Annotated in this window: 11 protein-coding genes and 1 other annotated feature; all 11 genes read right to left on the reverse strand. The window is 47.3% G+C overall.

The window, feature by feature from the left end; genetic code table 11:
• Positions 1-13 precede the first annotated feature (13 nt).
• The 11 genes from infC to MZO40_RS03920 all read right to left on the reverse strand — a co-directional run bounded on the left by infC (position 14) and on the right by MZO40_RS03920 (position 14,081).
• Positions 14-535: a translation initiation factor IF-3 gene (gene infC, locus MZO40_RS03870; protein WP_031267356.1), complete on the reverse strand. Its 522-nt coding sequence runs from the start codon at positions 533-535 to the stop codon at positions 14-16.
• A 23-nt stretch (positions 536-558) separates the two neighbouring features.
• Positions 559-682, reverse strand: a sequence feature (ribosomal protein L20 leader region).
• A 74-nt stretch (positions 683-756) separates the two neighbouring features.
• Complete coding sequence (gene thrS, locus MZO40_RS03875; RefSeq protein WP_056952390.1) at positions 757-2,721, reverse strand: threonine--tRNA ligase; 1,965 nt, start codon at positions 2,719-2,721, stop codon at positions 757-759.
• A 332-nt stretch (positions 2,722-3,053) separates the two neighbouring features.
• Positions 3,054-3,989, reverse strand: coding sequence for a primosomal protein DnaI (dnaI, locus tag MZO40_RS03880; RefSeq protein ID WP_050338832.1), 936 nt, complete (start codon positions 3,987-3,989; stop codon positions 3,054-3,056).
• Between the two features lie 3 nt (positions 3,990-3,992).
• Entirely contained in the window at positions 3,993-5,429 is a 1,437-nt protein-coding gene (locus tag MZO40_RS03885) for a replication initiation and membrane attachment family protein (protein ID WP_122217968.1), read from the reverse strand.
• 21 nt (positions 5,430-5,450) lie between these two features.
• On the reverse strand, positions 5,451-5,966 hold the full coding sequence (nrdR, locus tag MZO40_RS03890; protein WP_050338834.1) for a transcriptional regulator NrdR: 516 nt from the start codon (positions 5,964-5,966) through the stop codon (positions 5,451-5,453).
• Between the two features lie 39 nt (positions 5,967-6,005).
• On the reverse strand, positions 6,006-6,599 hold the full coding sequence (gene coaE / locus MZO40_RS03895; RefSeq protein ID WP_050338863.1) for a dephospho-CoA kinase: 594 nt from the start codon (positions 6,597-6,599) through the stop codon (positions 6,006-6,008).
• A 9-nt stretch (positions 6,600-6,608) separates the two neighbouring features.
• Positions 6,609-7,433 carry a DNA-formamidopyrimidine glycosylase gene (gene mutM, locus MZO40_RS03900; protein WP_101873644.1) on the reverse strand — a complete coding sequence of 275 codons (825 nt, stop codon included), beginning with the start codon at positions 7,431-7,433 and terminating at the stop codon, positions 6,609-6,611.
• A gap of 11 nt (positions 7,434-7,444) precedes the next feature.
• Positions 7,445-10,093, reverse strand: a complete 2,649-nt coding sequence (gene polA / locus MZO40_RS03905; RefSeq protein ID WP_105920876.1) for a DNA polymerase I — start codon at positions 10,091-10,093, stop codon at positions 7,445-7,447.
• Positions 10,094-11,429: 1,336 nt separating this feature from the next.
• On the reverse strand, positions 11,430-12,146 hold the full coding sequence (locus MZO40_RS03910; RefSeq protein ID WP_003638517.1) for a Bax inhibitor-1/YccA family protein: 717 nt from the start codon (positions 12,144-12,146) through the stop codon (positions 11,430-11,432).
• A gap of 529 nt (positions 12,147-12,675) precedes the next feature.
• Complete coding sequence (locus MZO40_RS03915) at positions 12,676-13,089, reverse strand: hypothetical protein (protein ID WP_003638516.1); 414 nt, start codon at positions 13,087-13,089, stop codon at positions 12,676-12,678.
• Between the two features lie 29 nt (positions 13,090-13,118).
• Entirely contained in the window at positions 13,119-14,081 is a 963-nt protein-coding gene (locus MZO40_RS03920) for a hypothetical protein (protein ID WP_088769645.1), read from the reverse strand.
• Between the last annotated feature and the right edge of the window lie 541 nt (positions 14,082-14,622).

A 14,622-nucleotide genomic window follows, 5' to 3' on the forward strand; every position in this document is an offset into this window, starting at 1 on the left:
ATCCTCCTAGAAATTACTTATCTGTTTTTGGTGCTAGCACTAAGAACATGCTCCGGCCGTCCATCTTAGGATAGGCTTCAACCGTCGAAAATTCCTTAGTGGCTTCGATCATTCGATTCAAGACCTGGCGACCAATATCCTTGTGGGTAATGGCACGGCCCTTAAACCGGATGGAGACGCGAACCTTGTCACCTTTTGACAAGAACTTTTCAGCATGTTTCAGCTTCGTGTTAAAGTCATTGGTGTCGATAGCTGGGCTCAAGCGGACTTCCTTGATGCTGACCACTTTTTGCTTCTTACGGGCTTCCCGTTCCTTCTTTTGTTGCTCGAAACGGTACTTCCCATAATCCATAATTCTGGCAACGGGTGGCTTCGCTTTCGGCGCAACCAATACTAGGTCTAAACTAGCGTCTTCAGCAATCTGCATTGCTTCTTGTCGTGACTTGACACCTAATTGTTCACCATCACTGGCGATCAAACGTACTTCGCGAGCACGGATGCCGTCATTAACCATTGAATCCTTAGCTATGGTAATTCACCTCCGAAAAATTTTAGAGAAATTCACAAAAAGAGCGGGCGCATAATACGCCCGCTCAACCCCGTTAATGGGAATCAATTCATCGTTCATCTGCCCGATAACTCTGGTTACCAAGGCGAGAAGCGGGTGCTTCTGCTTTTTTTCTCAACTCCAATATATTAACAAGAACGACCGCCCTTGTCAACCCATCAATCTACATTGATGTCATTAGTCCTTAATTATTTGCTGGCACCACGACTGTAACGCTTGATTTCCTGCGTGATTGCCCCGATGAACATGTCGACAGCTTCTGATTCCGTCCGTTCTTCACCGTACTTCCGAACTGAAACGCTACCGTTAGCAACTTCTTGGTCACCGACAACTAACAAGTATGGGACCTTCTTCGTTTGTGATTCACGAATCTTGTAACCCATCTTTTCGTTCCGGTCATCAATACTTACCCGAACGCCTTCAGCGGCTAAGCGACGACGAACCGTTTCAGCATAGGCGCCATGTGCACCGTTGTTAACTGGAATGATGGTAACTTGCTTAGGAGCCAACCAAGTTGGGAAAGCACCCTTGTACATTTCAGTCAAGTAAGCCACGAAGCGTTCCATCGTTGAAACTAAGCCACGGTGAATCATCACTGGACGGTGTTCTTCACCATCAGCACCGACATACTTCAAATCGAAGCGTTCTGGTAACAAGAAGTCCAATTGAATCGTGGATAAGGTTTCTTCACCACCAAGGGCCGTCTTCGTTTGAACGTCTAACTTAGGACCGTAGAATGCGGCTTCCCCTTCAGCTTCGAAGTAATCCAAGCCCATGTCATCCATGGCAGATTTCAACATCTTTTGGCTCCGTTCCCACATTGCATCGTCATCGAAGTACTTTTCAGTATTTTCAGGGTCACGATAGCTCAAACGGAAGCGGTAGTCAGAAATATCGAAGTCTTCGTATACTTCAACCATCAAACTCAAGATCTTCTTGAATTCTTCCTCGATTTGATCCAACGCAACGAATGTATGACCATCGTTCAAGGTCATTTCACGAACCCGTGATAACCCAGTCAAGGCCCCGGATTTTTCGTAACGGTGCATCATCCCAAGTTCGGCGATCCGCAATGGTAATTCACGGTATGAGCGAATGTGATGGTTGTAAATCTGAATATGTGATGGGCAGTTCATTGGCCGTAATTCCAATTGTTCGCCGTCACCCATGTCCATTGGTGGGAACATGTCTTCACGGTAGTGGTCCCAGTGACCAGATTGCTTGTAAACGTCTAAGTTAGCAAGCACTGGTGTGTAAACGTGTTGGTAACCGTTAGCAACTTCCTTGTCGATGATGTAACGTTCGATTTGACGACGAATCGTGGCACCATTTGGCATCCAGTAAGGTAGCCCGTTGCCGACCTTAGGATCAACGAAGAATAAGTCTAATTCGTTACCAATGACCCGGTGATCGCGTTCACGTGCTTCTTGACGCCGCTTTAAGTCAGCATCCAAGTCTTTTTGCTTCAAGAAAGCCGTCCCGTAGATCCGTTGTAACATTGGATTGCTGGACTTGCCTTGCCAGTATGCACCGGCAACGGACAATAACTTGAAGACTTTGACTTTACCAGTTGAGGCTAATTGGGCACCATCTGATAAATCAACGAAATCGCCCTGCTTGTAAACCACGACTTGACCATCGTTTTCAGCAGCCCGTTCGTTAACTAAGTCTTGTTGGTAAGGATTGTCGCCAACTAATGCAAGCGCATCCGCCTTCGACAAAACTTCGCGTTCGATTGGTAAGTCTTGCTTGATGATTGCAGCCATCTTATCACTGATTGCTTCCAAATCATCTTCGCTTACTTGCTTACCATCTTCGTCTGGGTTGTCGGTATCAAAGAAGAAACCGTTGGCATTCCCTTCACCACTCCCAAAATGAATACTTGGGAAGAGTTGCTTGACCGCATTAGCCAATACTTGGGCAGCCGTTTGCCGTAAGACATTCAGGCCGTCTTCGCTATCAGCAGCGATAATTTCGATACTACCATCGGTTGTCAGTGGTTGGCGGTAGTCCACGATCTGATCGTTGAACTTACCAGCAACCGACCGTTTAGCCAATGAAGGACTAATTGACTTAGCAATTGCTTCCGTCGTTACGCCGGCATCAAATTGCTTTACAGCACCATCTGGGAACTTAACATTAATACTTGCCATATACTTGACACTCTCCTTAAAATTTACCCACTCACCAAAACACCGCGCCGGGACGACAAAAAAGTCCCTAATGCCAGACTGAACTAACATTAGGGACGTCATTGACGTGGTTCCACCCGATTTTTCAGTATCACAAAAGACACTGACTCATTAGCGCTAATAACGGAAGCGTTCCGGCTCAATTGAGCATGTTCACAAAAGTGGTATCTTCATAAATCCGGTCCAAGACTTCCAGAACAAGGTCTTGGTCTCTGTGAGCCATGATAAACGAAGCGTGTCTTTTGCATCTGTTTTCATTAAACCACTTTTAACTTAAAAGTCAACTCTTGATTTTAACCATCTGGATTCAAGCGCCGATTGCGACCGACCATTTCGATCTCACTGGAGAGGTAGCGCACCCGTTGCATGATTCGCTGGGCTTTGACTGGTTCCTCATCACCCTTTTGCGAAATCGTTAAGTAACCGTCCTGTAATTCTTGCATTGAAAAGTTCGATGAAAAACAGGTTGGTAACTCTTCTTGCATCCGGTACTCTAAAATCACCCCAAGCACGTCATCGCGAATCCAAGTGGACGACGCGTCGGCGCCAATATCATCGATCATCAAAATTGGCGCCCGTTTAATCGCATCGACCTTATCAGCAGACGTATTGTTGCTGATGGACCGCTTCATTTCGACCGCAAAGCTTGGAAAATGAATCAATGTCGTATTGAAGCCGCGGGCGGCCAGTTCATTCGCCATCCCACCGAGCAGATAGGTCTTGCCGACGCCAAACGACCCATACAGGTAAAGACCGCGATGAAACCGTTTCGGGGCTTGCGTGTAAGCATCAATAAAGTCCAGCGCTGCCACCAGTGCCGTCGCGCGGTCGCCGTCTTGATCATACGACTTTAAATCGGCCGTTTGAATGCTTTTGGGCATGCTGATCGACCGGACTCGTTGTTGTAGCGCTCGGGCTGCCTGTTGTTCTTGTAATTGCGGCGTTGGTTGATAAGCAATGTCGATCAGATGATTACTCATCACCAATGTCGGCTGATAGCCCGGTGCCTGCGTCGGTTCATGCCGGGCGAGCTTGCGTTTTTCTTCGCAAAATTCATATAATTTGGCACCAGAGCGTTCCAAAGCATCCGCAGATAATTCATCCTGGTGAGCGGCTAAAAACTGACGAACATCTGGATCATGATACACGGTCGTCATTAACGCCTCATAGCGATGATTCAAATTTTTGCGATTCATTAACGTCCGGAGTGTTTCTGAGATATTCTCCATGCTTTAGTCCTCCTTTTCTGAATTTGTCTCGAGCTTGGCGAGTCGTGCCGCTAATTGCTGGCGTTGTTCTTCCGACAGTTGCTTGTTGGGCTTGTCCGGCTGAGCTTCGCCGGCCTGTTGTTTCTGGGCCCACTTCGGCATCACTTCTTTGCGGGTTGGCCGGGCATTCGACTTACGCCGCGGTGTCGAGGTCTTCGGCCGCTGACGTTGCTTCAAGTAGGCCAACGCCGCTTCTGGCGTGTTGACGCCATGTTGTTGCCAGTCATTGGCGACCGTTTCTATCAAACTTCGATTGAGCGCAGCCAACTCCCGGTTTTGGAGCAAGTAATAAATGACGATGTTGATGACCGAATTCGGTAACACGCCCCTACTGATCAAGTCATGGACCAGCCGATTTTCACCACTTGTCACAAAGCCGTGCTTTTCTGCCTTCACCGCCGCCAAAAAATCGTACGGCGCGGCCTGCTTCGCAACATCGACCAGTTGCTGTTCCGCCTTAGAAAGTTGTGCCGTTGAAGCTGGCTGCCGGGTTGCCTTACTAGAATTGGCCGCCGTAGTGGTTGGTTTAGTCGACTGATCGGTCGTTGCTTCATTTGTCGTCGTCCGAGTTGGCGTGGTTGGCCGCTCATACCGGCGTGCGATCAACAGTTTCAACTGGTTCTCGTCAAATTGTCCAGTCGTCAAACTGGCAACTTCACTGATCAGCTTGGCCATCTCGATCTCACTGATGCCATAAACCCGACTTTCCGTAACGATAAGTTGGCGCGAACTAGCCACTTGTTTCAAGTCAACGTAATTTTGCTTCAAGATTTGACCTAATAATTGCCAATCGAAGTCATCATCACTGAGTACTGGTGATTGATCTTCAGCTGGCTCATTGGCAGCCAGCTGTGCCCGCACCTGCTGGACAGGGCGTGGCGTGGTCGTGACTTTATGACCATCAATATGAAATACCTCGAGGATATTAGCCGTCACGTCCTTTGCCGCCGTCAGATCCACCGGTTGCGTGGCAAAATCACTAGCCAACTGTTGGTAGCGTAATTCACCCACGGTATCGAGTAATAAAACGCTCAACAGGTCATCCGCAAAGAATTGTAAGGCTAGTTGCGGTGCCTGCAAGCGATAAATATACAAAGTGCCGAGCTCATCTTGTTGGTAATAACTCCGTAACAGCCCCGTCGCCTCTAGTTTACGACGTGCTGCCAATACGGTCGGTAAATCGGCGTTCAAAATTCCTAGCAATTCCGCATGACTACGACGATTACTCAGTTCGTTTTCACTGCTTTGTAAGCTTCGCAGCGCGGCATACAAACTATATGCCAGTGGCCCGATCAACGGTAAATACAGCTCCGCTAAAACCGCTTGCTGGGCGGCGCTCAACGCTGGGGCTTGTGGGACCACCAGTCCTGATTTGGGCGTCAATGGTTCTTCATTTGGCATCTTGTTCACCATTCTTTTGACCTAATCTTTTTTACGTTTTGGCGCGTGCTCGGTCTTCGCTGACGGTTTCGCCAACTTGACCTTGTCACGTTCCATCATATCTTGGAGTTCGTTCAAGAAGACGTGCATATCCTTGAATTGGCGATAAACACTAGCGAAGCGAATATAAGAAATTTCATCAATATCCGCGAGTTGTTCCATCACGTACTCACCGATCACTTGGCTAGAAATTTCATTTTCACCCAGCGACCGGACTTTATTTTCAACATCATCAACGACCCCAGTCATGGTTTCCATGCTGACTGGGCGTTTTTCGGCGGAGCGAATAATCCCTCGTAAGACCTTCTCACGATTGAATTCTTCACGGGCACCATTTTTCTTGATCACTAATAACGGGGTCGCTTCGACCCGTTCAAACGTCGTAAATCGGAAACCACAGTTTTCGCATTCCCGCCGACGCCGGATGACGCGACCGTCATCAGTCGGTCGACTGTCAACCACACGGGAGCCATTATGATGACAATGTGGACATTGCATAGCTTTCACACCCCTTGTAACAAGTCACAATTATTTTTATTAAACAGTCATAGTTTCTAGCCATTTTAACACGGCGGCTTCAGTTTTATCAACGGTTGAACCGTTATCAATCACCACGTCCGCCCACGCGGCCTTTTGCGCCAATGGCAGCTGACTCGCAATTCGTGCCTGGGCCGCTTGCTTTGACAGCTGGTTGCGCGCCATCAAGCGTTTTAGTACGATGGCCGGTGGTGCAGTCACGACGACAACCTGGTCACAGATATTCTGCCAGCCACTCTCATAGAGTAACGGCACGTCTAGAATAATCGCCGTTGGATTCGACTGGCCTGCCGCAACGATGGCTTCAAACATCGCATATTGAATCGGCAAACTGGTGATGGCCGTCAAATCCTGCAAGGCGGCCGAATCATTAAAAACTAACTGACCAAGCCATGGGCGATTGAGTGAACCATCCGCCAATAATGCGTCCGGCCCAAACTTAGCTGCGATTTTCTGCGTCGTGGGTTGTCCTGGTCCTTCGACCGCCCAGGCGATTTTGTCAGCATCCACGATAGGTAAATACTGCGCTAATAACTTAGAAACGGTTGATTTTCCAGTCGCAATTCCACCGGTCAACCCGATTAATTTCGTCACGGTGATCACCTACAATCGTTGTTCAAGGGGACAGAAATGTGTCCCACGCTGCGCGACCTTGATCTTCTCAATCATCGTGCCACACCGCTCACAAGGTTCGCCTTCACGACCATAGACATGCAGGTGATTCTGAAATTGACCGGCCTCACCAAACGCCGTTGAGAACGAGTGTACCGTCGTTCCGTGTCCTTTGATGGCTAATGCCATTTCGGTAATAATATTGTCGCGCAACGTTGCAATTTCATCGGCTGTCAGCGAATTAGCTGGCCGCATCGGATGAATCTTGCTCATCCACAACGTTTCATCCGCATAAATATTGCCGATGCCCGCAATCTTACTCTGGTCCAGTAAGAGCGGCTTGATCATTTTCTTGGAATGTTCAAGCGTCGCAGTCAGATAAGCCAAGGTCAGTTGGTCAGCGACCGGCTCCGGCCCAATCGTGCGTAGCCCAGCCACCGACAGCTCCTCACCAGTCGGCACCAACGTCATCCGCCCAAATTTACGGGTATCGTTATACAGCAAGTCCCGGTCGTCCGTTAAATGAAAAACGACGTGCGTATGCTTGTCGCGCGCTTCACCACGCGGAACGACGTTGTACTTACCTTCCATGCGTAGGTGTGACACCATCGTTAAACCGTTACTAAATCGGAACAATAAATATTTGCCACGCCGGTCGATGGTTTGAATCGTCTGGTTAATCAGTCGTTCTTTAAATAAAGCCACGTCATTATTGATGATTTTGGGCCAATAGACGTCAATATCAGCAATCGTGGCACCCTTAACGAGCCGATTCAACCCACGACGAACCGTTTCAACTTCTGGTAATTCAGGCATGGTGGTTCCCCCTATTTTGCATCGTACCAAGTATCACCGTAGTGACTCTCGACCTTCAACGGTACGGCTAACTTCACGGCGGAATCCATCACGCTTGGTACTAATTTTTCTAAAACTGGAATCTCTTCCTTTGGTGCTTCAAAAATCAATTCATCATGAACTTGTAAAAGCATGGTTGCTTTCAAACCAGCTTTTTTCAACTCGGCTTGCATCTTGATCATCGCAATTTTGATAATATCGGCCGCACTACCTTGAATTGGCGTGTTCATGGCCGTCCGTTCGGCAAACGAGCGTTGGTTGAAACTCTTCGAATTAATGTCTGGCAAATAGCGACGACGATGAGAAATTGTCTCAACGTAGCCTTGTTCCTTTGCCGATTTGACAATATCATCCATGTACTGCTTGACACCTGGATATTCCTTGAAGTAAGCGTCAATAAAGCTGCGCGCTTGCTTACGACTGATACCAATATTTTGTGACAAGCCATAGTCACTGATGCCGTAAACGATACCGAAGTTGACCGCTTTGGCTTGCCGACGAATATTAGGTGTCACGTCTTCAGCGGATTTCAAATTAAAGATCCGCATCGCTGTGGCGGCATGAATGTCGTCGCCTTCCTTAAAGGCCGCTTGCATGTTCTCATCACCGGTAATATGGGCGAGCACCCGCAATTCAATTTGTGAATAGTCAGATGAGAAGATCTGCCAACCGTCATGACTCGGAACGAACGCCTGCCGAATCTTACGCCCTTCTTCGAGCCGAACAGGAATATTTTGCAAGTTCGGGTCAACTGAGGACAAGCGGCCGGTTTGCGTCAACGTTTGGAGATAACGCGTGTGCACTTTTTGGTCCGTGGAATGAATGGCATCCAGCAAGCCCACCACGTAGGTTGATTGAATCTTTGAAATTTGACGATACTGCAAGATATTCGCGACGATTGGTGCTTCTGGTGCTAATTTTTCCAACACGTCGACGGCGGTCGAGTAACCGGTCTTCGTCTTTTTAATGACTGGTAACTTCATTTCTTCAAATAAAATGTGGCCCAATTGCTTGGGTGAATTGATATTGAACTCTTCACCGGCTTCTTGATAGATGGTCTGTTCGATCTCACTCAGGCGTTCAGTAAACTGACTACCCATCGCCTTCAAGCGACTGCTATCAACGGTAATGCCGGCAATTTCCATCTGAGCGAGCACCGTCGCCATTGGCTTTTCGATATCATCGTAGAGTTGGGCCTGCTCATTATCCGCGAGTTCTTTCAACAAGCGCGGTTTCAAATCAGCGATCGCCGCTAATTTTCGTGCCAAATGACTGAAGAACACGTCATCATCTTCAGGAATCGCACGTTTGACACCCTTGCCGTAGACGGTCTCGTCACTTGGCAAGTCAGTGTAGCCGTGTTGTTCCGCCAGACTACCAAGGTCGTTGCTGTTATCATTGGTGTCTAGTAAATATGAAACGAGTAATAGGTCAAAATCAACTTTACCAAGCTGGATGCCCAAACGGTTCAGCCCAACCATCGTTCGTTTCATATCAAAAACGTCCTTGGTCAGCGTATCGCTAGTCAAAAGCTCGCTGACTGCGGGTTGCATCAGCAATTCAACATCACGACTAATATACCAATGACCATCCGCACCAATCGCAAAACCAGCGAAGGCGGAGGTGTGGTAGTTTGGTGTCGGCATTTCAAGATAGAAGTCGACATTGGTCGTGAATTGTTGTAATTCATCCAAATTGTCTTTGGTCAAAACAGTGTATTCGATTGGTGTTGCTGGTTCGTCAGATTGCAGATGCAACTTCTTCAAAAATGACTGAAAATCCATCGTTTGATAGAACGCGGCCAACTGGTCCAAATCAGGGCCATTATAGGTCAAATCTGACAACTGAACCTCAATCGGTGCATCCCGCTTGATGGTTGCGAGCACCTTGGCTTGAGCCGCCTGTTCGCGGTCCTCAATCAGATGTTCCTTCATCTTGCTGGCCTTCATCGCATCGATGTTTTCATAGATACCTTCCATCGACCCGTATTGTTTCAGCAATTTCAGCGCTGTCTTCTCGCCGACCTTGGTCACACCAGGATAATTATCTGAAGTATCACCCGTTAGCCCCTTCATATCAATGATTTGTGCCGGCGTGATGCCTAATTTTTCTGTAACGTGTTCTGGGGTGTAGCGTTCAACTTCTGAAACCCCTTTAACGGTCACTGCCACCGTCGTCCGTTCCGTCGTCAACTGGGTCAAATCACGATCACCAGTAACGATTGTCGTCGTATAGCCAGCTTGATCAGCCTGACCAGCCAGCGTCCCGATAATATCATCGGCTTCATAATCTTTTAATTCATAATGTTTAATGCCATAAGCGTCCAATAATTGCTTAATATATGGCATCTGCTCAGAGAACTCACTTGGGGTCTTGGCGCGGCCCCCCTTATAGTTATCATACATGGCAGTTCTAAACGTGGTCTTACCCGCATCAAAAGCCACCAGCATATCAGTGGGGTCCACGGCCTTGATCATGTGGTCAAGCATGGTATTAAAGCCATAAATAGCGTTTGTATGCAAGCCATCCGGATTTACGAACCGTTCCAGTTGGTTATGCAAGGCAAAGAACGCCCGAAACGCCACACTGTTACCATCAATCAGTAATAATTTTTTTGCCATTGGTTTGCTCCCCGTCTCTTAATTTTAAGTTATCGATATCATGCAATGCTCATCAGTGTTATCAGTCATTTTGCATCAAACTGATTTTGCGACCGGTATGTGGTCCACTAACAAGTGGTTTACCCTTATAATTGTACCAAACAATCACCTAAAACGGGAGTTCGGCCCACTGAAAACCCAGCAAATCATAGATTTTCTGTTCGTTAGTGAGCTGGCCGCCTTTGACTTTGAACATTGACACGCATTGTGTGTTATGAATCATGATTAAAACGTGCCATTTTCTAAGTTCAAGTGCTGCCAGCTGGGACCCGCTGGAAACAGTGCGAGTTACCGTAAACTTGCTGTAGTAGATGCTTCCTACACCGGCTTCCAGGCATTCTGTGCAATGGCCGGAACGTGGTGGACACAGATTTAAGCCGACAGCCCACGTCTTAAATACTGGTCTTTCACTAACCAAGCCAAAAACGCTTGCTAAGTGAAATTTCACCACTTGGCCTTGCCCAGAATACCTTCCAGCCTGGATAGTAGTCGAAAGGCGGACATGTGCGGACCCAACTTTTTTAAAGACTGATCACTGATTCATATCAAACAGTACAGCTGTTATCTGACTGTTAGATTTGTTTTGTCTAAAACTTTTTCTTAGTCATTAGTCTATCGTCTAGTGTCGTCGATACAGGAGTGTCCAGATTACTATCCTTTACTCGATATGTCTTCGAATAAGGCTAAATATTAATTAGTCGTTAATGCTTTGCAATCAGTAATCCAGTCATTCACCAACAAAGCAGTTTCGATTAGGTCCGCTCGACAAAATCTTGGCCTGAAAATTTCGATGAGTTTTTTAGCCATCATCGATACCAATTAAAAAGGTTTGTCTGAAGGACCAGTCACCTAATATTCATTAGCCAATTGCACCCAGATAGGTGGCAGTTCATCCGCCATTCGAGTGGGTTCCCGACCGGAGGGGCTGGCTGACAATGCTCAAGCGCGAAATTCTTCTTGTCCGGGTGGCCTTCCCGGGCTAGAAGAAGACTCGTATTTGAAATTGCGCAGTGCTTTTCTGCGTGAGTTCAAATCGATGTCCGCCCTGTTCCGGCGTTGTCAGCCAGCCCCGGAGGTCGGAATAGGGCGCGCCTCCGCTGACGAACAACAATCCAACTAGCACGTTTCAATCAGCTTTTATGCTAAATAATAACTAGCACAACGCATATTGACGCATGTTTCAGTAATTATGCAACGCAACTCATAACCACCAGCTGGCCCCAAACGACATACTAACGAAAAGACACCCTAACCGAACGGGCTAGCGTGTCTAATTTGAAGCTTATTCTGTTAGTGATTAGTCGCGGCTTGAGCCACCGAAGATTTGGACGAAGTATAAGAATAAGTTAACGAAGTCCAAATAAAGTTGTAAGGCCCCGGTAACGGCTAAACCAGTAGATGAAACTTGGTCACCATATTGTAAATACATGTCTCGCATCCGATTAGCATCCCACATGGATAAACCGGCGAAAATCAAGACACCGATGTATGAGAAGATGTAACTAATCATGGCGCTTTGTAAGAACATGTTAACAATGGAAGCCACAAACAAACCAATTAATGCGGCAATCAGATGACTACCGATCCGTGAAATATCACGCTTAGTGGTCGTCCCAATGACAGCCATCGTGGCGAAAACTGCACCAGCAGCAACGAAGGCCCCGGTAATCACCGCACCCGTGTATAAGGATAAGATGATCGACATTTCGACCCCAAAGACCACTGAGAACAGCATCAGCAAGGTAAAACTCATTGCTGGATTACGCGTTGCATTGGCTTGAATCCCGCCAATCATGACGAACATGCTGACAATGAAAATGACCAGCGCCATGATTGGATGAGCATTGAAGGCAGCGTAAATTTGCGCCTGGAACATGGTCATTGATAAGTAAACGGTCAAGGCTGAAACCAACACGGCAACCGTCATGAACCCATACATTTTTGTTAAGAAACTACGGAGCCCAACTTGCGTATTAATGGTCCGTGGTTGTGGGTCATTTTGAAAATTGTTCATAGAATCCCTCTTTCACCTAAAATTGACTACTCGTACGTTTCCCGAGTTAAGATTAAAATTGAGTTAGTGAATCGTTACTAACGCATACGGCGCTAGCAACTTCCTCACACTAGTTTGTCAATCATTTGCCTATGACTAGCCATCTCAATCAGTCACCTCAACTTTCTTATCCTAAGTTTATCAAATTAGTCAAAGAAGGTAAAATAGTTTGTGCTTGGGAATTTGCTAAGAATTTCTAATGATTGCTTGTCGAGGACACCTATGATTTACCTGGATATAGGACCGATATCGTCTGATGAGCAACTGATCAGGTCCTGACATGTTCTGACGTGCCAACCCGTAACGCACTCCTCAAGGAGAAATCTATTCAGTGACAACACACCCACTTGGACATCCTGATATAACGGGACAAAAAGTTTCATCTGAATGCGGTAAAGCAGCAGTCTTTCACTAAAAATAGTCGCCATAGAACCACCAATCACGGGCCAGTTCCACAACGACTATTTATTAAAATTCAGCTACTCAAATTTCACTCAACATACTTCCAGATTTCATCATCAAAGTGCCCGAGCCCATTTGCTTCCAGCGTCTTAAAGTACGCCAACAGTTCAATCGCCCCAGCTTTGCTAGCATGGGCAATCGCGTTCATCCCAGTTCCAGTTGGGACCACGTTACTCATCTCGGTGATGTCATGCCCATTTTCAATCTTGACTTGTGCGCAGGTGACTGTCCAGTGATTTAAGACGTTGGGCGCAAATACCAAGAAGACGTTATAATCATCCGATAAATATCCCGGCAGCGCCCACGCCGTCTCGTCGATCGGCTCTGGATACAGATTGCCCTGCAGCGCAAATTCCTGGATATTATTCGCGGTTGGGACCACGTCTAACATAAAAATAACTTTTTCAAATGCTTCAGTTCCTAACTGTGCATCAACGGCCATCTTGCACCGCCCCCTTCATTAAAAGTTCGCTAAAAGTTTTCCCGATAAAATTGGTATTTCTGCTTAATTTCTTTTAGCGGTGCATCCATCACGTGTTCATAGCCCTGCGCATCGAGTTTAAAATTACGGTTAACGATTGCTGCCAGTCGGATTCGCAAGCCCGGATTTTTGGCCAATAACGGCCGCAAGTCACTCGACATGATTTCAAAGCGCGGCAACTGGTCTGGTACTAAAATCTTGATGAAATCTTGGTACGTATCCGCTAATACTTCTGAATAGATATGATCGGCATATTTCAATTCGACGGCTTCCAACTTATCGTAGTAGTCGGCGTTGGTCAGGCCCTTCTCATTTTTGATCAAATGCTGTTCATCGTATTCATGTACCAGATATGCATCCCAGTCTCGATAAGCATAAGTCGTCATCCGCACGACCAAATGCCGCCCAGGTGCCGTCACGTTTTCGGGAACCAGCTCGCCATTTACATCCCGCAAATAGGGCTTGACTAACAACTGAGTCACAAAATGATAGTAGGTTCCCGGAATCAGCTCCCGGTCACGGTCAGCGTCATACAGTTCACCCGTGCCTTCCAGATCTGGTAAGCCAATCAAACTCAGCCGGGTCTGGTTGACCGCGTAAATAATGTCCTCAAGTTCTTCGGTGATGTCATCCGTCCGACTGATGACTTGTAACACGTGGGTGAACAACCGAACGAGCTGATTACGCTCCCCTTTTTGGTTTTCATAAACCCCCACTTGGCGCTCATACTTGCGGGTTTCGCGCTCTAATTGTTCTTCCAGCGAGGTGGTCATTCGTTCGACTTTAACGGGCAACACGGGTTGGTCAAACGCCTCGCGCGCGACTGTTCGTACGGCAGCCCGCAACGTCGGCCGCATTTCGATAAAATCGGGAAACTCAAAGACATTTTGAAAGTCATAGTGCCCACTCGCGTCCATCCGCGCAGCATTCAATGTAAAATTAAACTTGGCCATGACGGCACTCCTTTCCAATAATTTAATTAATTTCAGCATAGCACCCCCACCGCCATAATCCTATTAGGGAAACACCCCAAAGCGCGTCCGCTCACAATTTGGTCACGCTCACATTAATTCGGGCGTCAGCTTTTCCGAACACCAGCCGATTCGTGCTGGTCAAAACTACGTCGTACAGACTCGCGGAATGCGGACAACTTGTTTCTGCCTATTCTGCGGGACGTTTGACGCCATCAGTTCTAGTTTAAACGCATCGCGAAAACTCCCATCTAAGCCATTTTCAAGCCTAATTTGACCATCGAATTTTTCGAATCAATCCGTTCCAGACCAAATTTAACGTCGAAATTTTCAAGCCATTGCCGGTCCAAGCTACCGTCAAATCTTCCGGGCCACGCCATTTTCTGACCAAGGTGCCCGTCAAATCTCCTGCGCCTACTCATTTTGAAATCAGCCCGAAATCACCGCCAAACTAGCACCGCCGGCAACCAAAAACTGGCCCCCAGACTTCAAGAATTCAGCATTCTCGAAGTCCGAAGACCAG

The organism is Lactiplantibacillus sp. B652 (assembly GCF_023806745.1).
Classification (GTDB): domain Bacteria; phylum Bacillota; class Bacilli; order Lactobacillales; family Lactobacillaceae; genus Lactiplantibacillus; species Lactiplantibacillus pentosus.